24 protein-coding genes and 2 riboswitches are annotated in these 25863 nt (G+C 60.7%); of the genes, 17 read left to right on the top strand and 7 right to left on the bottom strand.

The window, feature by feature from the left end:
* The first annotated feature begins 8 nt into the window (after window positions 1-8).
* Together ACOYNB_RS07445 and ACOYNB_RS07450 are read left to right on the top strand one after the other, a co-directional pair.
* Entirely contained in the window at window positions 9-824 is an 816-nt protein-coding gene (locus ACOYNB_RS07445; protein ID WP_422838475.1) for a fused MFS/spermidine synthase, read from the top strand.
* 147 nt (window positions 825-971) lie between these two features.
* A complete protein-coding gene (locus ACOYNB_RS07450) occupies window positions 972-2510 on the top strand; it encodes an HDOD domain-containing protein (protein WP_422838476.1) in 1539 nt (512 codons plus the stop codon).
* A gap of 71 nt (window positions 2511-2581) precedes the next feature.
* Here ACOYNB_RS07450 and gcvP read toward each other — a convergent pair whose 3' ends face one another.
* The 3 genes from gcvP to gcvT all read right to left on the bottom strand — a co-directional run bounded on the left by gcvP (window position 2582) and on the right by gcvT (window position 7161).
* Window positions 2582-5488, bottom strand: a complete 2907-nt coding sequence (gcvP, locus tag ACOYNB_RS07455) for an aminomethyl-transferring glycine dehydrogenase (protein WP_422838477.1) — start codon at window positions 5486-5488, stop codon at window positions 2582-2584.
* Between the two features lie 97 nt (window positions 5489-5585).
* The gene (gcvH, locus tag ACOYNB_RS07460) at window positions 5586-5960 is read right to left on the bottom strand and encodes a glycine cleavage system protein GcvH (RefSeq protein ID WP_422838478.1); all 375 of its coding nucleotides are present in this window, start codon (window positions 5958-5960) and stop codon (window positions 5586-5588) included.
* Window positions 5961-6045: 85 nt separating this feature from the next.
* Window positions 6046-7161: a glycine cleavage system aminomethyltransferase GcvT gene (gcvT, locus tag ACOYNB_RS07465; protein WP_422838479.1), complete on the bottom strand. Its 1116-nt coding sequence runs from the start codon at window positions 7159-7161 to the stop codon at window positions 6046-6048.
* A gap of 88 nt (window positions 7162-7249) precedes the next feature.
* Window positions 7250-7383: riboswitch (glycine riboswitch) on the bottom strand.
* Window positions 7384-7397: 14 nt separating this feature from the next.
* Window positions 7398-7507: riboswitch (glycine riboswitch) on the bottom strand.
* Between the two features lie 224 nt (window positions 7508-7731).
* Here gcvT and ACOYNB_RS07470 point away from each other — a divergent pair.
* The 5 genes from ACOYNB_RS07470 (at window position 7732) to ACOYNB_RS07490 (ending at window position 13584) form a co-directional block, all read left to right on the top strand.
* Entirely contained in the window at window positions 7732-8496 is a 765-nt protein-coding gene (locus tag ACOYNB_RS07470) for a hypothetical protein (protein WP_422838480.1), read from the top strand.
* Window positions 8496-10151, top strand: coding sequence for a M48 family metalloprotease (locus tag ACOYNB_RS07475; RefSeq protein WP_422838481.1), 1656 nt, complete (start codon window positions 8496-8498; stop codon window positions 10149-10151). Before ACOYNB_RS07470 ends, ACOYNB_RS07475 begins: the two co-directional genes overlap by 1 nt.
* Window positions 10148-10804 (top strand): hypothetical protein, encoded by a 657-nt coding sequence (locus ACOYNB_RS07480; RefSeq protein ID WP_374259321.1) that lies wholly within the window; start codon window positions 10148-10150, stop codon window positions 10802-10804. The genes ACOYNB_RS07475 and ACOYNB_RS07480 overlap by 4 nt, the downstream gene beginning before the upstream one ends.
* A 79-nt stretch (window positions 10805-10883) precedes the next feature.
* Window positions 10884-12293: a 30S ribosomal protein S12 methylthiotransferase RimO gene (rimO, locus tag ACOYNB_RS07485; RefSeq protein WP_374259322.1), complete on the top strand. Its 1410-nt coding sequence runs from the start codon at window positions 10884-10886 to the stop codon at window positions 12291-12293.
* 43 nt (window positions 12294-12336) lie between these two features.
* Complete coding sequence (locus ACOYNB_RS07490; protein ID WP_422838482.1) at window positions 12337-13584, top strand: PLP-dependent transferase; 1248 nt, start codon at window positions 12337-12339, stop codon at window positions 13582-13584.
* 38 nt (window positions 13585-13622) lie between these two features.
* Here the strand turns inward: ACOYNB_RS07490 and smpB are convergent, their stop codons facing one another.
* The gene (gene smpB / locus ACOYNB_RS07495; RefSeq protein WP_420817170.1) at window positions 13623-14090 is read right to left on the bottom strand and encodes an SsrA-binding protein SmpB; all 468 of its coding nucleotides are present in this window, start codon (window positions 14088-14090) and stop codon (window positions 13623-13625) included.
* A gap of 47 nt (window positions 14091-14137) precedes the next feature.
* Between smpB and ACOYNB_RS07500 the strand changes: the two genes are divergently transcribed.
* On the top strand, window positions 14138-14617 hold the full coding sequence (locus ACOYNB_RS07500) for a type II toxin-antitoxin system RatA family toxin (protein ID WP_422838483.1): 480 nt from the start codon (window positions 14138-14140) through the stop codon (window positions 14615-14617).
* Window positions 14604-14987, top strand: a complete 384-nt coding sequence (locus tag ACOYNB_RS07505) for an RnfH family protein (RefSeq protein ID WP_422838484.1) — start codon at window positions 14604-14606, stop codon at window positions 14985-14987. The genes ACOYNB_RS07500 and ACOYNB_RS07505 overlap by 14 nt, the downstream gene beginning before the upstream one ends.
* A 46-nt stretch (window positions 14988-15033) precedes the next feature.
* Here the strand turns inward: ACOYNB_RS07505 and ACOYNB_RS07510 are convergent, their stop codons facing one another.
* Window positions 15034-15546 (bottom strand): DUF4124 domain-containing protein, encoded by a 513-nt coding sequence (locus tag ACOYNB_RS07510; protein ID WP_422838485.1) that lies wholly within the window; start codon window positions 15544-15546, stop codon window positions 15034-15036.
* A gap of 127 nt (window positions 15547-15673) precedes the next feature.
* Between ACOYNB_RS07510 and guaB the strand changes: the two genes are divergently transcribed.
* From guaB to guaA, 3 genes are all read left to right on the top strand, one after another.
* Entirely contained in the window at window positions 15674-17146 is a 1473-nt protein-coding gene (gene guaB / locus ACOYNB_RS07515) for an IMP dehydrogenase (protein ID WP_422838486.1), read from the top strand.
* A 42-nt stretch (window positions 17147-17188) separates the two neighbouring features.
* A complete protein-coding gene (locus ACOYNB_RS07520; RefSeq protein ID WP_422838487.1) occupies window positions 17189-18448 on the top strand; it encodes an MFS transporter in 1260 nt (419 codons plus the stop codon).
* 63 nt (window positions 18449-18511) lie between these two features.
* On the top strand, window positions 18512-20116 hold the full coding sequence (gene guaA / locus ACOYNB_RS07525; protein ID WP_422838488.1) for a glutamine-hydrolyzing GMP synthase: 1605 nt from the start codon (window positions 18512-18514) through the stop codon (window positions 20114-20116).
* 58 nt (window positions 20117-20174) lie between these two features.
* On the opposite strand, the gene ACOYNB_RS07530 is transcribed toward guaA, so the two are convergent.
* The gene (locus tag ACOYNB_RS07530) at window positions 20175-20660 is read right to left on the bottom strand and encodes a ribonuclease HI family protein (protein ID WP_422838489.1); all 486 of its coding nucleotides are present in this window, start codon (window positions 20658-20660) and stop codon (window positions 20175-20177) included.
* A 128-nt stretch (window positions 20661-20788) separates the two neighbouring features.
* Here ACOYNB_RS07530 and ACOYNB_RS07535 point away from each other — a divergent pair, with 128 nt between their 5' ends.
* Both ACOYNB_RS07535 and tadA read left to right on the top strand, forming a co-directional pair.
* Entirely contained in the window at window positions 20789-21019 is a 231-nt protein-coding gene (locus ACOYNB_RS07535) for a hypothetical protein (RefSeq protein ID WP_422838490.1), read from the top strand.
* Entirely contained in the window at window positions 21019-21618 is a 600-nt protein-coding gene (tadA, locus tag ACOYNB_RS07540) for a tRNA adenosine(34) deaminase TadA (RefSeq protein WP_422838491.1), read from the top strand. Before ACOYNB_RS07535 ends, tadA begins: the two co-directional genes overlap by 1 nt.
* A gap of 76 nt (window positions 21619-21694) precedes the next feature.
* Here tadA and ACOYNB_RS07545 read toward each other — a convergent pair whose 3' ends face one another.
* The gene (locus ACOYNB_RS07545; protein WP_374258074.1) at window positions 21695-23380 is read right to left on the bottom strand and encodes an electron transfer flavoprotein-ubiquinone oxidoreductase; all 1686 of its coding nucleotides are present in this window, start codon (window positions 23378-23380) and stop codon (window positions 21695-21697) included.
* Window positions 23381-23610: 230 nt separating this feature from the next.
* Between ACOYNB_RS07545 and ACOYNB_RS07550 the strand changes: the two genes are divergently transcribed.
* From ACOYNB_RS07550 to ACOYNB_RS07560, 3 genes are all read left to right on the top strand, one after another.
* Window positions 23611-24396 (top strand): SDR family oxidoreductase, encoded by a 786-nt coding sequence (locus ACOYNB_RS07550; RefSeq protein ID WP_422838492.1) that lies wholly within the window; start codon window positions 23611-23613, stop codon window positions 24394-24396.
* Window positions 24397-24488: 92 nt separating this feature from the next.
* On the top strand, window positions 24489-24959 hold the full coding sequence (locus ACOYNB_RS07555) for an acyl-CoA thioesterase (protein ID WP_422838493.1): 471 nt from the start codon (window positions 24489-24491) through the stop codon (window positions 24957-24959).
* A gap of 195 nt (window positions 24960-25154) precedes the next feature.
* A complete protein-coding gene (locus ACOYNB_RS07560; RefSeq protein ID WP_374258070.1) occupies window positions 25155-25862 on the top strand; it encodes a CoA transferase subunit A in 708 nt (235 codons plus the stop codon).
* Window position 25863: the final 1 nt, after the last annotated feature.

A 25863-nucleotide genomic window follows, 5' to 3' on the forward strand; every position in this document is an offset into this window, starting at 1 on the left:
ACGCGCCGATGAATGATGTGCGCGTCGAGCGCGACGACGATACCGTGACGCTGGCCTTCGGCGATGCGTTGATTCAAAGTCGCATGAACACCGACGATCCGACGGCGCTGGATCTGGCCTACAGCCAAGTCGCTATGGCGTTCACGATGTTCGTGCCCAAGCCCCAGCACATCCTGATGCTGGGTTTGGGGGGCGGTTCCATGGTGCGACACCTGTTGCATCACTTTCCGCAGTCCAAGCTGACGGTGGTGGAGCTGGACCCCAATGTCATCGCGTTGCGTGAAACCTTTTTGCTTCCACCAGACGGTGACCGCTTCAAGGTGGTGTGCGGTGATGGGGCGGCCTTCATCCATGCATCGCTGCCGTTTGAATACGACGTGATCGTGGTGGATGCCTTTGATGAGGCAGGGCAGCCAGAAGAGACGTCCACCATGGCGTTTTACAAGGCTTGCCGTGCAGCCTTGAAGGACAACGGCGTGCTGTTGGTGAATTTGCTGGACGCCGAGCCGCTATGCAGCCGACTGATTGGCCGGATCTGGCAGGTGTTTGGCGAGTCGGTGTTGCCGTTGGAAGTCGAGTGCGGTGGGAATCGCATTGTGCTGGCGGCCAGCGACGCAGTGTTCCGAGCATGTGCGGCCGATCTGCGCGCGCGCTGGTCGCAACTGTTGCCGGTGCATCGTGAGATGCTGGATGGTTTGCCAGAAGTGTTGGAAGAAGAGTTGGAGCCGTGGATGCCAAAGGTGCGAGCGGCAACGAATCGCCCCGGATCTCGGAATTCCGGTCAGTCGTCCGGAAACCGAGGTGGTCAGCGCAAGCGGCGCTGAGAACGAAGGTGCACGGGATGAATTGAATGCGTCCCGTGTGACTCATTCACGAAACGCGGTTGCAATTGGTTACGTTTTCGCTCGGAGGGGCGGGCCGCGCGCTAAGGTTGCGCCCGGGTCCGATCTTTTGCTCGGGCTCAAGCATCCATGAGCACCGAAACCGCCACACAGGACCCCGTGTCAGACGCCTTTGTGCGTCTACAAGAACGACTCGCCAAGCATCCGGACTTCGAGGCGATCAGGACGTCGGTCCGTCGTGTTCAAAGCCTGTTGAGCAACGACACCTCGCGTACGCAATGTGTGGCGAATGCCGTGACGGAGGATGCCGGCCTCGCGGGTCGCCTGCTCAGATTGATCAACGCGGCTTACTACAAGAGCGCCGGAGGCGGAACCATCGTCAACGTGCCTCGTGCCGTGGCTGTGATGGGGTTCAATGCCGTCCGCAATCTGGCCGTGAGCTTGCGACTGCTGGAGCAGTTGCCGAGCGATCGACGAGGTCGCGTGCTTCGTGAAGACTTTTTGCGGGCGCTGCTGGCAGCACGCTTGGCCAGAGAGTTGTGTCACGAGGCCCGCCTGCTGGAGGAGGCGTGCGTGACGGCGCTGTTTCAGAATTTGGGTCGCATGCTGGTGGCAGCACATTTGCCGGACGAGGCGTTGGCCATTCGCCGTCAGGTTGGACGGCACGAAACTCCGCTTGGGGCCAAAGAAGACCTCGCCGCCAAGGAACGGTTCGGCCTGGGGTACGCCGACATTGGTGTGCAAATTTGCAAGCAGTGGGGTTGGCCGGAAGCATTGAGGCTGTCGATGATGCGTGGTGCTTGGCCTGCTCACCCGCCAGCCGATGTGCATGACCGACTTCGTTGGGTGGGATGGTTGGCCAATGAGTTGGCCGATGTGCTGGTCTACATGTCGCCAGCGCAATGGGAAGACGTGTGCGCGGACTTGGCCATAAGGGCGGGCAGGGCGACGAAGCACGCTGCCAAGGATCTGCGGGAGGCCCTTGCCAGAACCCGGATGGATCTGGAAGACATTGCGGAAGCATTGGGCATTCCTTTGTCTCAGTTGGAGGATTGGCACGAGGCCGATGCGGTCGATGGTGCTCAGGGGACTGAAGGGGCACTGCCACGCGCTTTGCCTGCACAAGCTCGTTCGTCGGCGGAGCGGCCCGCACCAGGGCAGGTGGATCGCGCCATGCTGCAAGAAGAGGCCTTGCACCTCAGTGAGGCGCTGCTGGATGCGTCGGCCGCGAAGGTGGTGCCTGAGCGAGCCTTGTCTGCCATGTTCATGGGTTTAGGGGCCAGGCGTGCGGTGCTGTTTCTGGCCGCTCGGCCGAACGTGCCATTCCAGATTGCCAACGTGGTGGGTGATGAGTTGACCTCTGTTGGCCCCGCCTGGGTGGTTGACCCCGCACAGGGGCGGGATCTGTTCTCCCGTCTGTGCGCAAGGGGGACCGACACCTTGATCCACGATGCGAACCGTCCGGAAATTCAGTCGCACTTACCGCCGGGCTTCCTGCGCGTGGGGCGCCCCAACTGCTTCGTTGTGTTGCCCATGACCTTCAAGGAGCGACCGGTCGGGATGATCTACCTGGATCGGGATGACGGTGAAACGTTTGTGATCGACGACGAGAGCATGAAGTTGCTGCGCACCCTGCGAAATCAGGCCCTGATGGCCTTGCGGGTCTGAGAACGGTAGCGTCGTTCAGGCATGAAAAAGGCCCCTCAGGAGGGGCCTTTGACGAACGGATCTGAAACAGATCAGTTGTTGTAGTTGCTCACGGGCAAGCACGAGCAGAACAGGTTGCGATCGCCGTAAACGTTGTCGACACGACCCACGGGCGACCAGTATTTCTGCTTGCGCAGGCTGTCGACCGGGTAGGCGGCCACTTCGCGGCTATATGCGTGGGTCCAGTCGGACTTCAGCAGGCACTCGGCGGTGTGGGGGGCGTGCTTCAACGGGTTGTCTTCCTTGGACAGCTTGCCTTCTTCGACCTGGCGGATTTCCTCGCGGATCGCGATCATGGCGTCACAGAAGCGATCCAGTTCGAACTGCGATTCGCTTTCGGTGGGCTCGACCATCAGGGTGCCGGCTACGGGGAAGCTCAGTGTGGGAGCATGGAATCCGTAGTCGATCAGACGCTTTGCCACGTCTTCGGCCGAGACGCCGCTGGTGTCCTTCAGAGGGCGCAGATCCAGAATGCACTCGTGCGCCACGCCGCCACCCTTGATGGCTTGGCTACCGCCGCTGAAGTGGATGTCGTAGTGGTCAGCCAGTCGGGCGGCCACGTAGTTGGCGTTGAGGATGGCCACTTCGGTGGCTGCCTTCAGGCCTTCGGCGCCCATCATGCGGATGTACATCCAGCTGATTGGCAGCACCGCAGCGTTGCCCAACGGTGCGGCCGACACAGCGCCTACTTGCACATCGGCGCCAATGCCAGCCGAGCGGTGTGCTGGCAAGTAGGGGGCCAAGTCTTCCACCACGCAGACAGGGCCAACGCCTGGGCCGCCACCGCCGTGAGGAATGCAGAAGGTCTTGTGCAGGTTGAGGTGGCTGACATCACCACCGAATTGACCGGGGGCGGCCAAGCCGACCAAGGCGTTCATGTTGGCACCGTCCACATAGACGCGGCCGCCATGTGCATGAACCAGCTTGCACAGTTCAGTGACGCGGGTTTCGAACACACCGTAGGTCGACGGGTAGGTGATCATCACCGCAGCCAGGTTGGCACTGTATTGCTCGCACTTGGCCTTCAGATCGTCGAGGTCGACGTTGCCATCGGCATCGCACTTGGTCACAACCACCTTCATGCCAACCATCTGAGCTGACGCGGGGTTGGTGCCGTGGGCCGATTCGGGGATCAGGCAGATGTCGCGATGACCTTCGCCACGACCTTCGTGGTAGGCCTTGATGATCAGCAAGCCGGCGTATTCACCTTGCGAGCCGGCATTGGGTTGCAGGCTGATGCCGGCATAGCCGGTGGCTTGCGACAGCCAGGCGCACAGTTGCTCGTTGAGCAGCTCGTAGCCCTTGAGTTGGTCGCGAGGGGCGAAGGGGTGCACGTTGGCGAATTCGGGCCAGGTGATGGGGATCATCTCGCTGGTCGCGTTGAGCTTCATGGTGCAAGAACCCAGCGGGATCATGGTGCGGTCCAGCGCCAGATCCTTGTCGGACAGGGCGCGGATGTAGCGCAGCATTTCGGTTTCGCTGTGGTGAGTGTTGAACACCGGGTGCGTCAGGTAAGCGCTGGTGCGGCGCAGGTCAGCGGGCAGACCCAAGTGAACGCCAGACTCGAACGCTGCGAAGGAAGGCAGTGCCTTGTCGCCGGCCAGCACGGTCCACAAGTCGATGATGTCGTTGCGGGTGGTGGTTTCGTCGAGCGAGATGCTGATGCTGTCGGCCGATGCGTCGCGCAGGTTCATGCCCAGGGCACGAGCCTTGGCCAGTACGGCCTCACGGTCTTCTGCCAGAACCTGGATGGTGTCGAAGTAGGTGTCATGCACCAGCTTGCGGCCCAGTGCCTTCAGGCCTTCTGCGAGGATGGCGGTGTAGCTCGCCACACGCAGCGCGATGCGCTTCAGGCCTTCAGGGCCGTGGTACACCGCATACATGCTGGCGATGACGGCGGGCAGCACCTGAGCGGTACAGATGTTGGAGGTGGCCTTTTCGCGGCGGATGTGCTGCTCGCGGGTTTGCAGTGCAAGGCGGTAGGCGGGCGCACCATGGCTGTCCACGCTCACGCCGACGAGACGGCCTGGCATGGAACGCTTGAACTCATCTTTGGTGGCCAGGTAGGCGGCGTGTGGGCCGCCGTTACCCATGGGCATGCCAAAGCGCTGGGTTGTGCCGCAGGCGATGTCTGCACCCAGCTCGCCCGGGGGCGTCAGCAAGGTCAGGGCCAGCAGGTCAGCGGCCACAATGGCCAGGGCACCCTTGGCGTGCAGCGCATCGATCAGCGGACGCAAGTCACGGATCTGGCCATTCACGCCAGGGTATTGCAGCAACGCGCCGAAGCAGTCGTTGGCGGCCAGGTGTTCCACCAGGTTGGCGGCGTGGACCAGATCGATGGTGATGCCAAGAGGCTTCGCACGCGTCTGGATCACCTCCAGCGTTTGAGGCAACACGTCATGGCAGACCACGAAGCGGGTCGATTTGCTCTTGCCGCCGCGGGCAGCCAGGGTCATGGCTTCCGCCGCTGCGGTGGCCTCGTCCAGCATGGATGCGTTGGCAATGGCCATGCCGGTGAGATCGGTCACCATGGTCTGGAAGTTGACCAAGGCTTCCATGCGGCCTTGCGAGATTTCAGCCTGGTAAGGCGTGTACGCGGTGTACCAAGCGGGGTTCTCGAGGATGTTGCGCAGGATGACGCCCGGCGTCAGGGTGCCGTAGTAGCCTTGTCCGATGAAGTTGCGCATCAGCTTGTTTTGCTGAGCGATGGCCTTCAGTTCGGACAGGGCACGCGCTTCGGTGATGGGCGCGGGCAGATCCATGGGCGCGGTCCGCTTGATGCTGGCAGGCACGATGCCGTCAATCAGAGCCTGACGAGAGGCGACGCCAATCGCGTTGAGCATCTGGGCTTGCTCGGCATCGCAAGGGCCCAGGTGACGTGCGCGGAATTCGGTCGCGTTTTCGAGTTCAGCGAGTGAGTGCAGGGTGGTGTTCGGCATGGTGTTCGGCAGCATCGGGCAATCAAGGCGCGGTCAGCCTGCATGAGGCCGACCGTGGGGCACGGCGTCGCGAGGACGCCTGCTCAGTGACTCAAGATCAGGCGTTCTTGAGCAGGTCGTCGTACGCAGTGGCGTCCAGCAGGGCGTCCAGTTCGGCGGTGTTGCTCAGCTTGACCTTGAAGAACCAGCCTGCGCCGGTGGGGTCGGTGTTGGCCAGCGAAGGGTCATCGCGCAGGCCTTCGTTGACTTCCACGATTTCGCCGGTGACGGGCATGTACACGTCCGCAGCAGCCTTCACGGACTCGACCACGCCAGCCACGTCCTTGGGGTTGAAAGTGGTGCCGACTGCAGGCAGGTCCACAAACACCACGTCACCCAGGGCATCCTGAGCGTGTTGGGTGATGCCGACGGTGGCGGTGCCGTCAGCGTTGATTTGCAGCCATTCGTGGTCGGGCGTGTACTTGATGGTCATGGTGAACGTCCTGAAAACAGAAAAAATTAGAGATTTGCCGAACGGGCGTGAGTATCTCAGCCCGCACGCGTGTTTTGACGACAGATCAACCGCGGTAGTAGCGGTTTGGCACAAAAGGCAGTGCGGTGACCGTCATGGCGACGCGCTTGTCGCGCACGATGGCGAAGACTTCCGTACCCAGTGCGGCCTGGTTCGCCTCCACATACGCCAGTGCGATGGGCTGACCCAGGCTGGGGCTGGGCGAACCACTGGTGACCACGCCGATTTCGGTGCCATCTGCCGAGACGACCTTGGCGCCTTCGCGCACGGGCATCCTTTCGGTGCTGATGAGGCCCACGCGCTTGCGTGCAGCGCCGTTGGCCAGCTGGGTGTCGATCACTTCAGCACCTGGGTAGCCAGCAGCGCGGGCACCACCGGCACGGCGCACTTTCTGGATTGCCCAAGTGATGCTGCCTTCCACGGGGGTGGTTGCGGTGTCGATGTCGTGGCCATACAGGCACAGACCGGCCTCCAGGCGCAGGGTGTCACGCGCACCCAAGCCAATGGGCTTGACCTCTGGCTGAGCCAGCAGGGCGCGGGCCAGTTGAACGGCCTGGTCTGCGGGTACGGAAATTTCAAAACCGTCTTCGCCGGTGTAGCCCGAGCGGGTCACGAAGCAATCAATCCCATCGAGGGAGAAGTGGCCGCCGGTCATGAACACCAGCTTTTGCACGTCGGCGTTCAGGCGGGCCAGTGCGGTCACAGCCTGAGGGCCTTGCAGGGCCAGCAGTGCTTTCTCGGGCAACGGCTCGACCACGCACAGTGCGCCAATCTTGGCTTGCATGTGGGCAATGTCTTGTGCCTTGCAGGCGGCGTTGACCACCACGAACAAGTCGTCTTCGCGGCGGGTCACCATCAAGTCATCGAGGATGCCACCTTGATCATTGGTGAACAGGGCGTAACGCTGCTTGAACTTGGGCAGATCCACGATGTCCACCGGCACGATGGATTCCAGTGCCGCATCGGCGCCAGCACCTTTGAGCAGTACTTGGCCCATGTGGGAAACATCAAACAGGCCTGCGGCGGTGCGGGTGTGCTTGTGCTCGGCAATGATGCCGGTGGCGTACTGCACAGGCATGTCATAGCCGCCGAACGGGACCATCTTGGCGCCCAGTTCGATGTGCAAGGCGTGGAGCGGGGTTTTGAGCAGTTCTGCGGACATGTTGTGGCGCGATGCAGGGCATCGACGGGAGGGCAATCTTGTGAGATCCGGCGTCAACCATCCGGAAAACCGGAATCGAACGTTCGGTGCTGCCCTCGCTGTCCGCTTTACCTGAGAGATTGACCCCTCGCCGCAGCATGGCTGCAGCGTTATGGGCTTGCCCCTTCGGTGGCTTGATTCACTGGATACGTCCAGTCACAAGCTCTCTCCAGTGAGGATCATGGCTGCCTGAGCGGCCATGTCTGCCAGTCCTTTTGCCTGAGCGTTCGGGCGGGCATCTTGCGATGCGACAGTCCTGCGCCTTCGGCGGCCGCTTCAAGGGGCGACTCTCTCCTGACAATGTGGCCAGTGTATCAGCCCCTCCCCTGAAAGGGTGTGAATTTCCCAACGGCCGGCCCTTGATTCCGCGCAAAGGTTTCCCCCACAAGTGGGTCAATTGTCAAAAACGGCTTGTAGCATTCCTTTACATTTGTCAGCATCAAAAACTGTGCGCCAGCTGCCGTAAATGCAGACATGGCAGTTCAAAACTTTTGCTTCTGTCAGGTTGAAGTAAAGCTGGAGTAACGGGTGTTGACACGTCATTTGAACCGAGGCCGGCGCTTGTTGTTGAGCGCTGCGTGTGTGGCCTTGCTGGCCGGTTGTGGTGCGCGAGGTTTGGTTCGTCCGGATTTGGCGGGCAACAACAAAGAAGCGCCCAAACAGGTGCTGGTGGTGCCTGCTGACTTTGTGATCACGGAAATCACCTTCGGTAAAACCGAGGAGCGTGTCGTTTCAGCGGAACGGAAGGCGTCCAAGACGTTCACGCAACACGTTCAGGATCTGGGCGTCAGCAAAGAGAACGGCAAGGAGCGGTCCTTCGATCTGATCGATTTCGACCAGCTGACGCAGGACGAGCAGGAGACCGTGCTGCAGCATCGCGCCTTGTTTGCGACCATGGTCAGCCAGATGTTGCTGGTCAAAGAGGATGCCGTAGACGCATGGGCGACCAAGGCCAAGTACTTTGACTACACCTTGGGCGCAGGCATGGCAGATCTGGCGAAGGCCCACCAACTGGACCGCGCCTTGTTTGTGGTCGGCAAAGACAAGGTCCGCAGCACGTCTCGCAAGGTATTTGATGCGGTGACCTCGGTCTTGCCCATTGGTGAGTCACTCAGTTCTCAGCCCGCTGCGGTGGTGCTGGGTGTGGTGGAACTGCAAACCGGCAACATCCTGATGTTTGATAGCGACATGGCCAAACGCAAGGCTTTGACCGATGACGATGATGTCAAGGCCATGGCCGAAGCAGTGCTGACGGATTTCCGTCGCACGATCAAGCCGCGTGACGGGAGCAAATGATGCGTGCGCCGAAGCTGAAGGCGGTCGTTCTGGCCGCGCTGTTGTCGCTGGGGGCGCTGCAGGCGCAGGCCCTGATCTATGACCCGTTCGTGGACGGCGCGGCCATCAAGCCTGTCGATGAGTTGGAAGAGCGCCTGTGGGACGAGGCCGAGACCATGCGCGCTCAGTTTGTGCGCGGCAAACCCAGTCCCGCAGTAGAAACCATGCAGCGCATCGTGCGTGGTGTGGTGATGAAGAACTGGCCTGACCTGGCGCCCAAGCTAAAGGTGTTTGTCATCGACAACGCCGATGTCTTGGCGTTTTCCAGTGCCAATGGCGACATCTTTCTTAGCACGGGCATGCTGATGCGCCTGGACTCCGAGGATGAGTTGCAGGTCATCCTGGCCCGTGAACTCGCCCACGTGACGCACCGACATGCGGTGCGCTCGGTGTACTTCGCGCGCATGGCGGCAGGCGCCAAGACGGTGTTCGAATTGGCCACGGATGCGGCGGACTTGGCATCGACGGTATCGGGTGTGGCCGGTGTGGCTGACCTGGCCAAGGTGGGCGTGCAGATGTTCAAGGTTTCGCCGGAAATGCTCTTGAGCACCGGCAAAAGCATGCTGCAGGACCAAATCAACAAGCTCAAAGAAAATTTGGCCGATTCGCTGCTTCGCAGCGTGTCGTCGACGGGCTTCAGTGCGGTAGTGAAGTCGTCGCTGTTCGGTTACTCGGAGTCATTGGAGTCCGAGGCCGATGAGTACGCCATGGGGTACATCGAGGACAAGTTCGGCTCCAGCGATCTTTATCGACAGGTCATGCAACGCTTGCTGGACGAAGCCATGCTGGACGAGAAGAAATTTTCGGCCTTCTATGCCAGTGGTGAGCGCCTCTACAGCCGACTGAAGCGAGTTTCCGCCTTTGACGAGGGGAAGGCTGCTCGGTTGGAAGCGCGTCGAGCCAGCGCGGCAGCCGCGTTGGCTGCAACTTCGCCCGCCGCCGTGCCTCAGCCGCCTGTTGCAGTGCCTTCTGTGGCTGTAGCGGCCGCACCGGAAGCGAAGGCGCCTGTGACACCCGTGGTGCAGTTGGCGCCTGATGCGGTGGTGCTCGACGCTGCGCCGATGGTCGCCGCCGTGGTGGTGGATGACGTGCCGGCAGGCGAGGGCAGCACAGCCGCTCAACCGACGGCCCAGCCTGTTGTCGCCAACGCCGAGCCAGCCACGGCCAGTGCGGCGGTGATCAAAACTGCTGCGCTCGGCGTCAAACAGGACAGCCCACTCCAGTATTCAACGGCCTTGCAGCCGCTGGCTTTGCCTGTTCTGGAGGTCGAGTTGGAGTCAGGCCGATTGGGGCGCTTGTCCTACAACATCGAGCGCAAGCGCGAGGCCACCCAACTCCCCGAGCAGGTCAAGGAGTTGCTGGCCGAGGGCTATGCATCCATGGCTGATCCGGCCAAAGTGGCAAAGGGTGAAGCGTTGGCCAAAGAAATCTTGGCAGCCAAGCCCGATGACGCACGCATGTTGAAACTCATGGGGTTGATGGCGCTGAAACGTGGTCAGGCAGCCCAAGCCAAAGAACTGTTGTCCAAGGCGCGTGAGCATGTGTCAACCGACGACGAACGCGGCTTCCTTGATCAGTACATCCGTCAGGCAGACAAGAAACTCAGCGCACTATGAAGACTCGTATCCTTGGCAGCCTGCTGTTGGCTGCATTGCTGGCTGCCGGATGTTCGCCATCTTGGCAAAACGTTCGCAAGACCGAACCCTTCAAGGGGCCTGCGCGGGCCTACGTGGCCATGTTGCCAGAGGGCTGGAAGCGTGCGCCGACGGACAGCGATGTCCTCCTCATCACGCGAGACGGCTTGTTCTTGCAGCAAATCAGCATCACCCGCTTCGACCTGGATGAGGCCTTCAGCGGCGTGAAACTCGCGCCAGATGCGGCGCCATTGGATCTGGCACAGTTGCAATTCAAGAAGTTTCGTGACGACGAACCCGACTTGGCACGTTACGACAAGAAGGAAAAAGAGGGCGTGCTGGCCCTGTTTCCTGTGAGCAATGCCAAGCCCTTGGCGGGATCGGTTGAGCGCGTCTCGATTCGCCCGTTCACGGTCGATGGCAAAGATGCCTTCCGGCTCGAAACCCGCAGCTACAACGCCTGGGGGCTGGAATACAGCAGCCAGGCCGTGGGTTTCATCCACGAAAACCAATACTGGCTGGTGCGCTATCTGGCGCCCAAGTTGCACTACGCGCAGCGCGACCAAGCCACCTTCGATGGCTTCTTGAAGGACCTCAAGCTCAAGCCCAAGTGCCGCATCTTCTGCTCTGATTAAGCAGCAAAGTGCGCGGAAGGCCCCAGGATGTGGATGTTTTCGCATCCTGGTGGTGTGATTTGCCGGACAATCACGCCCCATGAGCTCCGAACAGAATTCTCCTAGCGCTGTCGCCAACGCTGTGGCGCCCAAAATTGGTTTCGTCTCCCTTGGCTGCCCCAAGGCATTGACCGACTCCGAGTTGATCCTGACGCAACTGCGTGCCGAAGGCTACGAAACCAGTAAAACCTTTGACGGCGCCGATCTGGTGATCGTCAACACTTGCGGTTTCATTGACGATGCCGTCAAGGAAAGCCTGGACACCATTGGTGAGGCCCTGGCTGAAAACGGCAAGGTCATTGTGACCGGCTGCCTCGGGGCGAAGGCGGGTGTGGATGGCGGCAACCTCATCAAAGAGGTGCACCCCAAGGTGCTGGCCGTGACTGGCCCTCACGCCACGCAGGAAGTGATGGATGCCGTGCACATCCATGTGCCCAAGCCTCACGATCCGTTCATTGACCTTGTGCCCGAAGCACGCGGCGTGGCTGGTATCAAGCTCACGCCCAAGCACTTTGCTTACCTGAAGATCAGCGAAGGGTGTAACCACCGTTGTGCCTTCTGCATCATCCCCAGCATGCGTGGTGACCTGGTGTCTCGCCCCATTGGTGAGGTGCTGAGCGAAGCCAAGGCGCTGTTCGAATCCGGCGTGAAGGAGTTGCTGGTCATTAGCCAAGACACCAGCGCCTACGGTGTCGACGTCAAGTACCGCACCGGCTTCTGGGATGGCAAGCCCGTCAAGACCCGCATGCTCGACATGGTTCAGCAGATGGGGGAAATGGCGCGCGAGTATGGCGCCTGGGTGCGTTTGCACTATGTCTACCCCTATCCACATGTTGATGAAATCGTGCCCCTGATGGCCGAAGGCCTCATCCTGCCGTATCTGGATGTGCCGTTCCAGCACGCGCACCCGGACGTGCTCAAGCGCATGAAGCGTCCAGCCAGCGGCGAGAAGAACCTCGATCGTCTGCGTCGTTGGCGCGAGATCTGTCCCGAAATCGTTGTTCGCTCGACCTTCATTGCCGGCTTTCCCGGCGAGACGGAAGAAGAGTTCGAATACCTGCTCGATTTCCTGCGTGAAGCGCAGATCGACCGTGCCGGTTGCTTCGCTTACTCGCCCATCGAAGGCGCGCCTGCCAACGAACTGCCTGGCGCCTTGCCCGACGAGGTGCGCGAAGAGCGCCGCGCCCGCTTCATGGCGGTCGCTGAAGAGGTGTCGATTGCTAAGCTGGCTCGCCGCGTGGGTGCCACCATGCAGGTGCTGGTCGACAGCGCGCCCGCCATGGGCCGCAAGGGTGGTGTGGGGCGCACCTACGCCGACGCCCCTGAAATCGACGGTATCGTCCGCCTGCTGCCGCCCCAGAAGGCCAGCAAGACCCTCAAGGTCGGTGAGTTCACCAAAGCCCACATCGTGGCGGTGGAAGGCCACGACCTGATCGCGCAACCGATCTGATTGACCGGCCAGGCTCATGCGGCGCTTGCAGTAGCATGCCCGCATGAGCAAGCCCCAAGACATTTCGACTCTGCCAGCGCATCTGGCGCGCACAGCGAACGCGCTGATTCATCACCCATACCAGGCCCCTGGCGGGTTCGACGCCGTTCCGCCGGGTGTTCACAAGGCCTCGACGGTCATCTTCGAGAACACGTCGGCGCTGCACACGCGCCAGTGGCAGGACAAGAGCGGCTACACCTACGGCCTTCACGGCACCCCCACCACCTTTACGCTGGAAGAGCGTCTGGCCACACTTGAGGGCGGCTTGCACACTGTGTTGGCACCTTCTGGCCTCTCTGCCATTTCACTGGTGGACATGGCCCTTTTGCGCGCTGGCGACGAGGTGCTGATTCCGGACAACGCCTATGGACCCGGCAAAGACTTTGCCCGTGTCGAATTGGCACGATGGGGTATCACGCACCGGAGTTACGACCCGCAAAATGCCGAGGCACTGGCCGGGCTGATCACCGAGCGCACGAAACTGCTCTGGCTGGAAGCGGCGGGCTCGGTCACATTGGAATTCCCTGATTTGCTGGGCCTGCTGCGTGTGGCGCGTCAGCATCAGCATCTGCGTGTGGCGCTCGACAACACCTGGGGCGCCGGTCTGGCGTTCAACCCCTTCCAGTTGCCGGATCCACAGGATGCGGCGGGGGCGATCTGGGGTGTCGACCTCTCCGTGCACGCACTCACCAAATACCCCTCCGGTGGGGCAGACGTGCTCATGGGCGCGGTCATCACACGTGACCCGCAACTGCACCATCAAGTCTTGATGACGCACATGCGTCTGGGGCTGGGTGTGGGTGCCAACGATGCGGAGCTGGTCTTGCGTGGCCTGCCTAGCTTGCCGCTGCGCTATGCCGCCCACGACGCAGCCACACGCCAGATCGCACAATGGCTGCAAAGCCGTGCCGAGCCCTCACAGGTGCTGCATCCGGCCTTGCTTGACTCACCGGGCCATGCTTGGTGGGCTGAGTTGTGTCAGGCCGCCGGTGGGTTGGTGTCCATGGTGTTGGATGCCGACCGCTACAGCACCGAGCGTGTCCACGCCTTTGTTGACGCGCTGCAGGTGTTCAAAATTGGCTATTCGTGGGGTGGCCCCATGAGCTTGGTCATGCCATACAGACTGGATGGCATGCGCGAGCATGGGCATCTCGCCGGCCGGCGCGGCACCATCGTACGCTTGGCCATTGGCCTGGAGTCCCCGGCTGTACTGATGGCCGATCTGGAGCAGGCCTTTCAGGTGTTGGCCTGATGTCCTGACGGCGCGACGAGCGAGGGCCGAGTGTGTACTCAGTCCTTGTTGCCGCTGGAAGACACCTTGTGGCGCATCAGGCGACCCTTTTCGCGTTCCCAGTCACGGTCCTTGATGGTGTTGCGCTTGTCGTGCTCGGCCTTACCCTTGGCCAACGCAATGTCAACCTTCACCCGGCCACCCTTCCAGTGCAGGTTCAGCGGCACCAGGGTGTAGCCCTTTTGCTCGGTCTTGCCAATCAGTCGGCGGATTTCCTGGCGGTGCATCAGCAACTTCTTGGTGCGGTCCGCTTCGGGCTTGATGTGGGTCGAGGCCGAGCGCAGCGCATTGATCCGCAAGCCAATCAAATGCAATTCACCGTCTTTGATCAGCACATAGCCATCGGTCATCTGCACCTGTCCTTCGCGGATGGCCTTGACTTCCCAACCTTCCAGCACCAGTCCTGCTTCAAAGCGTTCCTCGATGTGGTAGTTGAAATGGGCTTTTCTATTTTCTGCGATGGACATGATTTGGCTCGGCGTGGTCGCCGGCTTCTTTAAAATACCGACATTCTATGAAGCACGTACAAAAGTCTGTCTTGCTTTGGTACTCGCCCCGTGAAATGTATGGGCTGGTGACTGGTGTTCAAGACTACCCTCAATTCCTGCCTTGGTGCGACCGTGCCGAGGTGATCGACACGCACGAAGACGGTGTGACCGCCCGCGTGCACATTGCCTTTGCAGGCGTTCGCCAGGCGTTCACCACACGCAACACCCACGAAGAAGGGCGCAGCGTGACGATGAAGTTGGTGGATGGCCCGTTCTCGACACTGGAGGGGACATGGCGATTCTTGCCGTTGAACAAGCCGGGCGTGCCGCTGCAGGATGGGGCCGATCCGGTGGATTCTCCTGCATGCAAGGTTGAATTTTCGTTGAAGTACGCGTTCTCCAGCAAGGCGCTGTCCTTGGTGGTGAGTCCGGTGTTCGATCGCATCGCCAACACGTTTGTCGAGTCGTTCGTCAAGCGCGCGGAGCAGGTCTATGGTCCACGCTGAAACGCAGGCCTCATCCATGCTGTCGGTGGACGTCGCCGTGAGCGTGGCGCCTCGCGAGGTTCGCAGTGTGCCGCTTACGCTGCCCGTTGGTGCAACCGTGCGTCAGGCGCTGGAAGCGTCGGGGCTGCTGGGGCAAATTGATGGGCTGACGTTGGATGCGATAGCGGCGGGCACATGGTCCGTCGGGGTGTGGGGGCGCAAAGAACGGCCGGGTCACGTCTTACGAGATCGTGATCGCATTGAGGTCGTGCGTCAGTTGAAGGTGGACCCCAAAGAGGCACGCCGGGTGCGGTACCAAGCCCACGGCGAGAAGCTCCCAAAAGGCATTCACCGGTCCCCCAAAAAAATCAAGCCGGCAGACAAGGTCTAACCGGCGAGATAGAGGACGTGGTTCACCCGCGTCCCGAACGCAGTGTTCAGCGGCAGTTCGCGTTGATCGACTCTTGCGTCTTGCGTGATTCTTCGGCGCGAGCCTTGTCGTCCAGAAACTCGCGCTCACCCTTCGCATTGGAGCGGACGATGCGAATGCCGTCGTTCAGGGTGCGCTGGTAAGACCGGGCGCGTTCGCAGTTTTCAGCCTTGGCCTTGGCGAGCTTCTCTTCCTCGGCTTTTTGTTGCAGCGCTTTCTCTTCATCGGATTTGCGCTTCTTGGCATCGAGTTCGCTGCCGGGCTTGCTGGCGGCCGTGCTGGCCGGCGCGGCGCTTGCAGCCGATGCGGCCGCTACGACGGGTTTGGCACTGATCGGGGTCGGGCGAGCCAAAATGGCCTGCTCGGGCGTGCCGACAGGTGGCGGGCGGTCGCTGTACTGGATGGCACCGTTGGCATCTCGCCACTTCCATTGCGAACCCGCCATGGACGGAGTGGAAACAAGCGCGCCCACGGCCAGCAAGCCGAGAAGCAGAGGAGAGGCAAAACGCACGTATTTCATGTTGAACAGTGTAGCCAAGCCGCCTACGGTGAAATATCTGGATTGTGCGGATTTCTGCCGGTGAGGCCAACATTACGATCGGCACGCGTCTCCGCGTATAATCCGCTTTTGCGTCCGGAGCCTGTTCATGCGCCTGCTTGGTAAAGCCCTCACGTTTGATGACGTGTTGTTGGTGCCCGCGTATTCTCAAGTGTTGCCTCGCGACACTTCGCTGGCCACCCGTCTGTCCCGCAACATTCAACTGAATCTGCCACTGGTGTCCGCTGCAATGGATACCGTGACGGAAGCCCGTCTGGCGATTGCCATCGCCCAGGAAGGCGGTATCGGGATCATCCACAAAAACCTGACAGCCAAGCAGCAAGCTGCTGAAGTGGCGCGCGTGAAGCGTTACGAGTCGGGTGTGTTGCGCGACCCCATCACGATCTCCTCGGGTGTCAAGGTTCGTGATGTGATCGAGCTGTCCAAGCAGCACGGTATCTCCGGTTTCCCGGTGGTCGATGACGGCAAGGTGGTTGGCATTGTCACGGGACGTGACCTGCGTTTTGAAACCCGTCTGGACGTGCCTGTGCGCGAGATCATGACCCCTCGTGAGCGTCTGATCACCGTGAAGGATGGCGCCTCGCCAGCCGAAGCCAAAGCCCTGATGCACCACCACAAGCTGGAGCGTGTGGTGGTTGTCAACGATGCCAACGAGCTCAAGGGCCTGATGACCGTCAAGGACATCACCAAGCAAACCAATTTTCCCAATGCCGCACGTGACCCTCAAGGCAAGCTGCGCGTGGGCGCAGCGGTGGGCGTGGGTGAGGGCACCGAAGAGCGCGTGGAACTGCTGGTCAAGGCCGGTGTGGATGCGCTGATCGTTGACACCGCTCACGGCCACAGCCACGGCGTGATCGAGCGCGTGCGCTGGGTCAAGCAAAACTTCCCTCACGTTGACGTGATTGGCGGCAACATTGCCACCGGCGCGGCTGCACTGGCGCTGGTCGAAGCCGGCGCCGACGGCGTCAAGGTCGGTATCGGTCCTGGCTCCATCTGCACCACCCGCATCATTGCTGGCGTGGGCGTGCCTCAAATCACCGCCATCGACAACGTGGCAACCGCGCTGCAAGGCACGGGCGTGCCCTTGATCGCTGACGGTGGTATCCGTTACTCCGGCGACATTGCGAAGGCCATCGCTGCCGGCGCTAGCTGCGTGATGATGGGCGGCATGTTTGCCGGTACCGAAGAGGCCCCAGGCGAAGTGATCCTGTACCAAGGCCGTAGCTACAAGAGCTACCGCGGCATGGGCTCGATCGGTGCCATGAAGGCGGGTTCGGCCGACCGTTACTTCCAGGAAAACGACGAAACCACCAACCCCAACGCTGACAAGCTGGTGCCAGAAGGCATCGAAGGTCGCGTGCCTTACAAGGGTTCGGTCCTCACCATCCTGTACCAGATGGCAGGTGGCTTGAAGGCGTCGATGGGTTACTGCGGTTGCGGCACCATCGAAGACATGCGCAACAAGGCCGAGTTCGTCGAAATCACGGCCGCCGGTATCCGTGAAAGCCACGTGCACGACGTGCAGATCACGAAGGAAGCACCCAACTACCGCATGGAGTAAGGGGTGCGGGCCCTTGTCGGCCGCCACTGAACCACTGAGAACATGACCAAGGGTTCTACAAGCGGCCGCACAGCGGCCATGCCATTCATCATGGTGACGGTCCTGCTCGACATGATGTCGATCGGGATCATCGCGCCGGTGTTGCCCAAGCTGATTGGCTCCTTCATGGGGTCAGGCGAGGACACATCGTTCGCATACGGGGCCGCGCAAGCGGCCTTTGCCATTGCGCAGTTCTTCAGTGCCTCGATCCTCGGGGCGCTGTCAGACCGCTACGGGCGCCGGCCTGTGTTGCTGCTGGGCTTGCTCGGCATGTCAGTCAACTATTTCGTGACGGCTCTGGCCACCGAGTTCTGGATGCTGCTGGCGGTGCGTGTGATGGGCGGCGCGGTGTGTGCCAACATCGCCGTGGCCAATGCCTATGTCGCGGACATCACGCAGCCCAAGGATCGCGCCCGTAACTACGGCATGCTGGGGGCGATGTTCGGCATGGGTTTCATTCTGGGGCCGGTCACTGGTGGTTTGCTGGGCAACATGAACGTGCACTGGCCGTTCCTCCTGGCGGGTACGCTGTGCCTCGTCAACACCGTGTACGGCTTCTTCGTGCTGCCAGAGTCTTTGCCACAAGAACGTCGTCGTGCCGTCGACTGGGTGCGCGCCAATCCGTTCAGCGTGCTGTCTCGTCTGCGCAAGCTGCATGGTTTGGAACAACTGTTGTGGATTTTGGGCTTGTCGATCCTGGCCCAAGGCTGCTTGCATACCAGTTGGTTCCTGTACACCGAGTTCAAATTCGGCTGGACGCCCAAGGACAACGGCATTTCGTTGTTTGTGGTCGGCCTGATGGCTGTGCTGGTGCAGGGCGGTTTGCTGCGACAGATCCAAAAGCGCATGGCGCTGGACCGCATCGTGCGCATCGGCTTGGTGTCCGCGACGCTGGCGTACGCTGGTTACGGCTTGGTTCCAGTGGGTTGGCTGATGTATGTGGTCATCGTGGCCAATGTCTTTGGCTACATGGTTCAGCCTGGCTTGCAGAGCGTGGTGTCCAACTCGGTGGATCCCAGCCGCCAAGGCGAAGCCATGGGGGCCGTGTCATCGCTCAACAGCGTGGCCGCAGTTTTGGGCCCCATCCTCAGCGCACCGGTGCTGGCGACCGTGTCACATTACCCGCTTGGTGACTGGCGCATTGGTGCACCGTTCTATCTGTGTGCCACCATTCAGCTGGTGGCGGCCATCATCGGTTTCCGTTATTTCAGCCAGCCTCGTCATGCGGATGACGACACGCTGGTCGGGCGTGCGAGCGCCTGAGTTGTTTGCTGAATCAGCAGGCCTCGCATCCTCGCGTCAGACTTGATATCCAGAGAATTGACCATGCATGACAAGATCCTGATCCTCGATTTCGGCTCCCAGGTGACCCAACTGATCGCACGTCGCGTGCGCGAAGCCCACGTCTACTGCGAGATCCATCCCAACGACGTGTCGGATGACTTCATCAAGTCGTTCAACCCCAAGGGCATCATCCTGTCGGGCAGCCACGCCTCCACCTACGAAGACCACCAACTGCGTGCCCCGCAAGCCGTGTGGGACCTGGGCGTGCCCGTGATGGGTATCTGCTACGGCATGCAGACCATGGCCGTGCAATTGGGCGGCGAAGTGAGCTGGTCGGACACCCGCGAGTTCGGTTACGCCGAAGTACGCGCCCATGGTCACACCAAGCTGCTCGACGGCATTGCCGACTTCACCACCGCTGAAGGCCACGGCATGCTCAAGGTCTGGATGAGCCACGGTGACAAGGTCACCAAGCTGCCCGAGGGTTTCAAGCTGATGGCCTCGACCCCCAGCTGCCCGATCGCTGGCATGGCCAACGAAGAGAAGGGCTATTACGCGGTGCAGTTCCACCCCGAGGTCACGCACACGGTGCAGGGCCAAGCCATGCTCAACCGCTTTGTGCGTGAGATCGCTGGCTGTCAGGGCGACTGGATCATGGGCGACTACATCGAAGAGGCTGTGGCCAAGATCCGCGAGCAAGTCGGCGACGAGGAAGTCATCCTCGGCCTGTCCGGCGGCGTGGATTCGTCGGTCACAGCCGCGCTGAGTCACCGCGCCATCGGCGACCAACTCACCTGTGTGTTCGTGGACCACGGCCTGCTGCGCCTGAACGAAGGCGACATGGTCATGGACATGTTCGAGGGCAAGCTGCACGCCAAGGTGATTCGCGTGGATGCCTCTGAGCTGTTCCTGGGACAACTGGCGGGCGTGACCGATCCCGAGCGCAAGCGCAAGATCATTGGCGGCCTGTTTGTGGACGTGTTCAAGGCCGAAGCCGAAAAGCTCAAGGCCAGCGGCCAAGGCCACAAGGGCGCGACCTTCCTGGCGCAAGGCACCATCTACCCTGACGTGGTGGAGTCCGGCGGCACCAAGACCAAGAAGGCCACCACCATCAAGAGCCACCACAACGTGGGCGGCCTGCCAGAGCAACTCGGCCTGAAGCTGCTGGAGCCGTTGCGCGAGCTGTTCAAGGACGAAGTGCGCGAGCTGGGCGTGGCCCTGGGCCTGCCGCCCGAGATGGTCTACCGCCATCCCTTCCCAGGCCCCGGTCTGGGGGTTCGCATCCTGGGTGAGGTGAAGAAGGAATACGCCGACCTGCTGCGCCGCGCCGATGCCATCTTCATCGAAGAGTTGCGCAACACCATCGATCCGGAAACCGGCAAGAGCTGGTACGACCTGACCTCGCAAGCCTTCACGGTGTTCCTGCCGGTCAAGAGCGTGGGCGTGATGGGTGATGGCCGTACGTACGACTACGTCGTGGCCTTGCGCGCCGTCCAAACGTCTGACTTCATGACGGCCGATTGGGCTGAACTGCCCTACAGCATGCTCAAGCGCACCTCGGGTCGCATCATCAATGAAGTGCGCGGCATCAACCGCGTGACCTACGACGTGAGCTCCAAGCCGCCTGCAACGATCGAGTGGGAATGATTCTCAGAGGTGCCAAGGCGCCGCCGTAGACGGGTCCACGCCAGTGCGTGGGCCTTTTTCATGGGCGATGTACCTTCTGCTGCTTGCGACGGATCTTGCCTGGGCACACAGAGGCCTTGGCGGGCAGTCCCAATGCTTGGCGCGCCAAGGCGTCGGCCTCACCGTTGCGGTGGCGAGGCACCCAGGTCCATGTCACGCACTCGAACGTAGCCTGCACGGTTCTCGCGGCATCAATCAAACCAGCAAGACGCTGAATGGGCGCACAAACCCGGTTGCTCAGTTGCTCAACCACAATGCTGTTATCGCTGAACAGGTGGACGCTGGTGGCCCCTTGCTGCTGTGCGAACTGCATGGCGTGTATCGCCGCCTGGAACTCTGCCTCGTTGTTGCAGCCGGTGCCAGGCAAGGTGCACGCGTGGCGGTGCGTCTGACCATCTGGTGCCGTGGCGACGTAGCCTAGGCCCATCTTGCCGGGATTGGGATGAGCGCCGCCGTCGCAATGGATGACCCAGGCTTCGCTCGGTGGGGTAGGTCTGGCTGTCAATTTTCTGCGCCTTGAATGCGGGCTCGTTGCACAATCAACGCCGCCGATGGTGGCATATATTGAGATCCAATGTGGGATGCTCGCTGTGAGAGTGCGCGGGCATTGTTTTCTTGTACGAAAGGTGTGCCATGCGGGCATTCAGTTTGTTGTCGATTTTGATTGCATTGGTGATCGTTGGCGTGTTGGCGAAGAAGCAATTGAGCCATGTGCAAGGTGCGACGGATAGCAGTGGCGTTGCCTCGCCTCAATCGGCATCGGCGGCCCAATCGGTGCAGCACCATATTCAGAATGAGGTGAATGGTTTGATGCAGGAGCGCGCGTCGCAGGTAGATCGTGGCATGGCGGAGCGCCAGCAGTGATGGATGAGGCAAGCCTGCGCCAAGACGAGTTCGCCATGCGCATCGCGCTGGATCAGGCGCACAACGCGTGGTTGGCCGGAGAAGTCCCCGTTGGCGCCGTGATCATGCGCCATGGGCAGGTGATTGCCACGGGCTACAACCGTCCGATCACCACGCACGACCCAACGGCCCATGCAGAGATCGTGGCGCTTCGCCATGCATCGCAGTTGCTCGAAAACTATCGCCTGCCAGAGTGTGAGCTTTATGTGACCCTGGAGCCCTGTGCGATGTGTGCCATGGCATTGATGCACGCACGTTTCAAGCGAGTGGTGTTCGCAGCCATGGATCCCAAAACGGGTGTTGCAGGTTCGGTGATGGACCTGTTTGCCAATCGCCAGCTGAATCACCACACCCAGATCGTTGGGGGCGTTTTGGCAGAGCCAGCCAGTCAAGTGCTCAAGCAGTTCTTTGCGGAGCGCCGTGCTCAGATCAAGGCCGATCGGGATGCCAGAAAAGCGGCCGCAGCCCGACAGGCTCTGCACGGCATGGATGTCATCGAGGAGGACGAGTTCTTGCCGATTGCTCAGGTGATCGAGATACCGGGTGATTTGCCCGGCTGAGCAAGCCTTTGCTCAAGCCACGTGCGGGCAATAAAAAAGGGAGCCGCGAGGGCTCCCTTTTTGTTTGAGGCATGAATTACATGCCAGCGTAGTTCGGGCCACCGCCGCCTTCAGGCGTCACCCAGTTGATGTTCTGGGTGGGGTCCTTGATGTCGCAGGTCTTGCAGTGGACGCAGTTCTGCGCGTTGATTTGCAGGCGATCGGTGTTGTCTTCGTTCTTCACGAATTCATACACGCCGGCAGGGCAGTAGCGCTGCTCGGGGCCTGCGAACTTGGCCAGGTTGGTCTCCACGGGCACCGAAGCGTTCTTCAGTGTCAGGTGAGCAGGCTGGTGCTCATTGTGGTTGGTGTTGGACACGAACACCGAGCTCAGGCGATCGAAGGTGATCTTGCCATCGGGCTTCGGGTAGTCGATCTTGGCGCACTGTGCGGCGGGCAGCAGGCGAGTGTGATCGGCTTCGGTGCGATGGATGGTCCAAGGTGCGACCTTGATACCCAGCTTGGGCAGCAGCCATTGCTCGATGCCGGTCATGATCATGCCGACGTACATGCCCTTCTTGAACCACTGCTTGAAGTTCTTGGAGGTGTCCAGCTCTTCCTTCAGCCAGCTCTTTTCGAACGAGGCGGGGTAGGCGCTCAGCTCGTCGTTCTGGCGGCCAGCATTCACAGCGTCGAAGATGGCTTCGGCGCACAGCATGCCGGTCTTCATGGCGGCGTGCGAACCCTTGATGCGGGCAGCGTTCAGGAAGCCTGCGTCACAGCCCACCAGTGCACCACCGGGGAACACGACCTTGGGCAGCGACAGGATGCCGCCGGCCGTGATGGCGCGAGCACCATAGCTCAGGCGCTTGGCACCTTCCAGCAAAGGCTTGATGCTGGGGTGAGTCTTCCAACGCTGCATTTCCTCGAAAGGAGACAGCCAGGGGTTCTGATAGTCCAGACCGGTCACGAAGCCCAGGGTGACCTTGTTGTCTTCCAGGTGATACAGGAAGCCGCCACCGTAGGTTTGGGTGTCCATGGGCCAGCCGGCGGTGTGCACGACCAGACCAGGCTTGGCCTTGGCAGGATCGATTTCCCACAGTTCCTTGATACCGATGGCGTAGCTTTGTGGATCCTTGCCTTCGTCCAGCTTGAACTTGGCGATCAGTTGCTTGCCCAGATGGCCGCGCGCACCTTCAGCGAAGATGGTGTACTTGCCGTGCAGTTCCATGCCCAGCTGGAATTCGTCCGTGGGTTCGCCGTTCTTGTCGATGCCCAGGTTGCCGGTGGCCACACCCTTGACGGAGCCGTCTTCGTTGAACAGCACTTCAGCGGCTGCGAAGCCAGGGAAGATTTCCACGCCCAGGGCTTCAGCCTGTTGACCCAGCCAGCGCACCACATTACCCAGGCTGATGACGTAGTTGCCTTCGTTGTGGAAGTTGTTGGGGATCAAAGCCTGAGGCGTTGCGATGGCGCCAGTCTCGGTCAGCACCAGCACTTCGTCGGCCGTGACGGGTTGGTTCAGCGGAGCGCCCAGTTCCTTCCAGTTGGGGAACAGTTCGTTCATCGAGATCGGGTCCATCACGGCGCCCGACAGGATGTGCGCGCCAGGCTCAGAGCCCTTTTCCAGCACGACAACGTTGATTTCCTTGCCGGCCTTCTCAGCCAGTTGCTTCAGACGGATGGCAGTGGACAGACCAGCGGGGCCGGCACCGACGATCACGACGTCGTATTCCATCGACTCGCGGGGGCCAAACTGCTCAAGGATTTCCTGGGGCGTCATCGTGATTCCTTCTGTTCGGACAAAACAGGGTTCGGTTGTTTTGGATCAAAGGCGGGATTCTATGCGGGAAGTGCGACAAATTTTCGCAGAAAAAAGCACGACCGTTCGAAAATCGCCTGGATGGGCGGTCAGTTTTGATGCATGTCCTTGATCTGACTCCAATTCGATTCAGCCAGGGCACCGCCGTGCTAAGGTTGATGGGTTATTCAACCAGTCACTAGATTACACACATGAGCTACACCCTTGACCTGTCTGGCCGCGTTGCACTGATTACTGGCGCATCGAGTGGCCTGGGAACGCAGTTTGCCCGCACGTTGGCGAAGGCTGGTGCGGCGGTGGTGCTGGCGGGGCGCCGTGTGGAGCGCTTGAAGGACTTGCGTTCTGAAATCGAAGCCGAAGGCGGCGATGCGCACATTGTCGGCTTGGATGTGACAGACATCGACAGCATCAAATCTGCGGTGGCACACGCCGAAACTGAAGTGGGCCCGATCGATATCCTGATCAATAACTCCGGCGTGAGCACCACCGAGCGTTTGGTCGATGTGACGGAAGAGGGCTACGACCATGTGTTCAACACCAATACCAAGGGCGCATTTTTCGTTGCGCAGGAGGTCGCCAAGCGGATGTTGGCCCGTGCACGAGGCGCAGCTCCCGGCACATACACAGGCGGTCGCATCATCAACATTGCGTCGGCAGCGGGATTGCGGACCATGCCTCAAATCGGCGTCTACTGCATGAGCAAGGCTGCAGTCATTCACATGACCAAGGTGATGGCCGCCGAATGGGGCCGCTTTGGCATCACGACCAACGCGGTGTGCCCCGGTTACATCGACACGGAGATCAACCACCATCACTGGGAGACCGAGGCAGGTCAGAAGCTGATCAGCATGCTGCCCCGCAAACGTGTCGGTCAACCGAAGGATCTCGATGCGCTGGTGGTCATGTTGTGCTCGGCGCAAAGCGACTTCATCAATGGCGCAGTGATCTCCGCCGATGACGGTGTGGTTGCGGTCTGACCTGTTGTCCGTCGGCGTCAGCCTTGAAATGCGCGTTTGGAGCCGCATCTGAGGCTCCGGTGCGCTTTTGCGCTTTGAATTCACGGTGACCCATGCGACTGGATATCCCTGAGCACAAGATCCTTGTGCACGAACTGAAACTCCCCATCATGTGGGGCGACATGGACGCGATCGGCCACGTCAACAACACGGTCTACTTCAAGTACATGGAGCAGGCTCGTGTGACTTGGATCGAGTCCATCAATGGCGAAATGGCCAACAAGCCTGACGGCCCGGTCATTGCCAATGCGTTTTTCAACTTTTACCGCCCGCTTGTCTTCCCCGGCGAGTTGGTGGTGAAGTTGTATGTCTCTCATCCGGGGCGTACCAGCATCGACACCTTTGTCACCATTGAGCGCACAGACGAGCCTGGCTCGCCATATGCCGCTGGTGGCGCCACGTTGGTCTGGATCAGTAACACCGATGGTCGTCCCGTGCCATTGCCAGCGCCGATTCGGGCGCTGGAGGGGGCGATGCAGTCCCTGCCCGGGCGTGAGCAACCTCCCGCATTGCCTGAAAAGTGATGGATTGCTGACGTATACGTCACCCTGAGGCAAGGGTAAAACAACACTTGGGGCATTTACCGCCCCCCTAAAGACGCGCTCAGTGCAAGCTGGCGCGTCTTTTGCGTTGAATTCGCTGGATTTGCGCGCACACTCCGGTGTACGCTTTCCATGCTGCAGTGCAGCGAAGAATCGCTTTTGCCAAGGAGTGAGTGGATGAACAAGGTCTATCCCGACGCTGCCAGTGCGTTGGCTGGGATTGTCAAAGACGGGCAATTGCTCGCGGTGGGGGGCTTCGGCCTGTGCGGTATTCCGGAAGCGCTGATTGACGCCTTGCAGGCGTCGGGCGTCAAGGATCTGACCGTCATCTCCAACAATGCCGGCGTCGACGGTTTTGGTCTGGGGAAGCTGCTGAACACCCGTCAGATCAAGAAAATGATCTCCAGCTACGTGGGCGAAAACAAGGAGTTTGAGCGCCAGTATCTGGCCGGAGAACTGGAGTTGGAATTCACACCACAAGGCACCCTGGCTGAAAAACTGCGTGCAGGTGGTGCGGGCATTCCGGCCTTCTTCACCAAGACTGGCGTGGGCACCATCGTGGCCGAAGGCAAGGAAACCCGCGAATTCGACGGCGAGGTGTACGTCATGGAGCGTGCCTTGCTGCCCGAAGTCGCCTTGGTCAAAGCTTGGAAGGCTGACAAATCGGGCAACCTCATCTTTCGCCGCACGGCGCGCAACTTCAACCCGGCAGCCGCCATGGCAGGCAAGATCACGGTGGTGGAGGTGGAGCAAATCGTGGAGATTGGTGAGATCGATCCCGATGCCGTGCACCTGCCTGGGATCTACGTGCACCGCATCGTGCACAACCCCACGCCAGAAAAGCGCATTGAAAAGCGCACCCTTCGTGAAACTGCAGGAGCCTGAT

The sequence above is a fragment of the Aquabacterium sp. genome, from assembly GCF_049317225.1.
Classification (GTDB): Bacteria; Pseudomonadota; Gammaproteobacteria; order Burkholderiales; family Burkholderiaceae_C; genus Aquabacterium.

What these genes read in the sequence shown, in the direction of transcription:
- tadA (WP_422838491.1), top strand. Translation starts at nt 21,019, where the DNA reads ATGGATGAGGCAAGCCTGCGCCAAGACGAGTTCGCCATGCGCATCGCG.
- gcvP (WP_422838477.1), bottom strand. Translation starts at nt 5,488, where the DNA reads ATGCCGAACACCACCCTGCACTCACTCGCTGAACTCGAAAACGCGACC.
- rimO (WP_374259322.1), top strand. Translation starts at nt 10,884, where the DNA reads ATGAGCTCCGAACAGAATTCTCCTAGCGCTGTCGCCAACGCTGTGGCG.
- guaA (WP_422838488.1), top strand. Translation starts at nt 18,512, where the DNA reads ATGCATGACAAGATCCTGATCCTCGATTTCGGCTCCCAGGTGACCCAA.
- ACOYNB_RS07450 (WP_422838476.1), top strand. Translation starts at nt 972, where the DNA reads ATGAGCACCGAAACCGCCACACAGGACCCCGTGTCAGACGCCTTTGTG.
- ACOYNB_RS07505 (WP_422838484.1), top strand. Translation starts at nt 14,604, where the DNA reads ATGGTCCACGCTGAAACGCAGGCCTCATCCATGCTGTCGGTGGACGTC.
- gcvH (WP_422838478.1), bottom strand. Translation starts at nt 5,960, where the DNA reads ATGACCATCAAGTACACGCCCGACCACGAATGGCTGCAAATCAACGCT.
- ACOYNB_RS07480 (WP_374259321.1), top strand. Translation starts at nt 10,148, where the DNA reads ATGAAGACTCGTATCCTTGGCAGCCTGCTGTTGGCTGCATTGCTGGCT.
- ACOYNB_RS07545 (WP_374258074.1), bottom strand. Translation starts at nt 23,380, where the DNA reads ATGACGCCCCAGGAAATCCTTGAGCAGTTTGGCCCCCGCGAGTCGATG.
- ACOYNB_RS07510 (WP_422838485.1), bottom strand. Translation starts at nt 15,546, where the DNA reads ATGAAATACGTGCGTTTTGCCTCTCCTCTGCTTCTCGGCTTGCTGGCC.
- ACOYNB_RS07535 (WP_422838490.1), top strand. Translation starts at nt 20,789, where the DNA reads ATGCGGGCATTCAGTTTGTTGTCGATTTTGATTGCATTGGTGATCGTT.
- ACOYNB_RS07560 (WP_374258070.1), top strand. Translation starts at nt 25,155, where the DNA reads ATGAACAAGGTCTATCCCGACGCTGCCAGTGCGTTGGCTGGGATTGTC.
- ACOYNB_RS07445 (WP_422838475.1), top strand. Translation starts at nt 9, where the DNA reads ATGAATGATGTGCGCGTCGAGCGCGACGACGATACCGTGACGCTGGCC.
- ACOYNB_RS07500 (WP_422838483.1), top strand. Translation starts at nt 14,138, where the DNA reads ATGAAGCACGTACAAAAGTCTGTCTTGCTTTGGTACTCGCCCCGTGAA.
- ACOYNB_RS07475 (WP_422838481.1), top strand. Translation starts at nt 8,496, where the DNA reads ATGCGTGCGCCGAAGCTGAAGGCGGTCGTTCTGGCCGCGCTGTTGTCG.
- gcvT (WP_422838479.1), bottom strand. Translation starts at nt 7,161, where the DNA reads ATGTCCGCAGAACTGCTCAAAACCCCGCTCCACGCCTTGCACATCGAA.
- smpB (WP_420817170.1), bottom strand. Translation starts at nt 14,090, where the DNA reads ATGTCCATCGCAGAAAATAGAAAAGCCCATTTCAACTACCACATCGAG.
- guaB (WP_422838486.1), top strand. Translation starts at nt 15,674, where the DNA reads ATGCGCCTGCTTGGTAAAGCCCTCACGTTTGATGACGTGTTGTTGGTG.
- ACOYNB_RS07490 (WP_422838482.1), top strand. Translation starts at nt 12,337, where the DNA reads ATGAGCAAGCCCCAAGACATTTCGACTCTGCCAGCGCATCTGGCGCGC.
- ACOYNB_RS07550 (WP_422838492.1), top strand. Translation starts at nt 23,611, where the DNA reads ATGAGCTACACCCTTGACCTGTCTGGCCGCGTTGCACTGATTACTGGC.
- ACOYNB_RS07555 (WP_422838493.1), top strand. Translation starts at nt 24,489, where the DNA reads ATGCGACTGGATATCCCTGAGCACAAGATCCTTGTGCACGAACTGAAA.
- ACOYNB_RS07520 (WP_422838487.1), top strand. Translation starts at nt 17,189, where the DNA reads ATGACCAAGGGTTCTACAAGCGGCCGCACAGCGGCCATGCCATTCATC.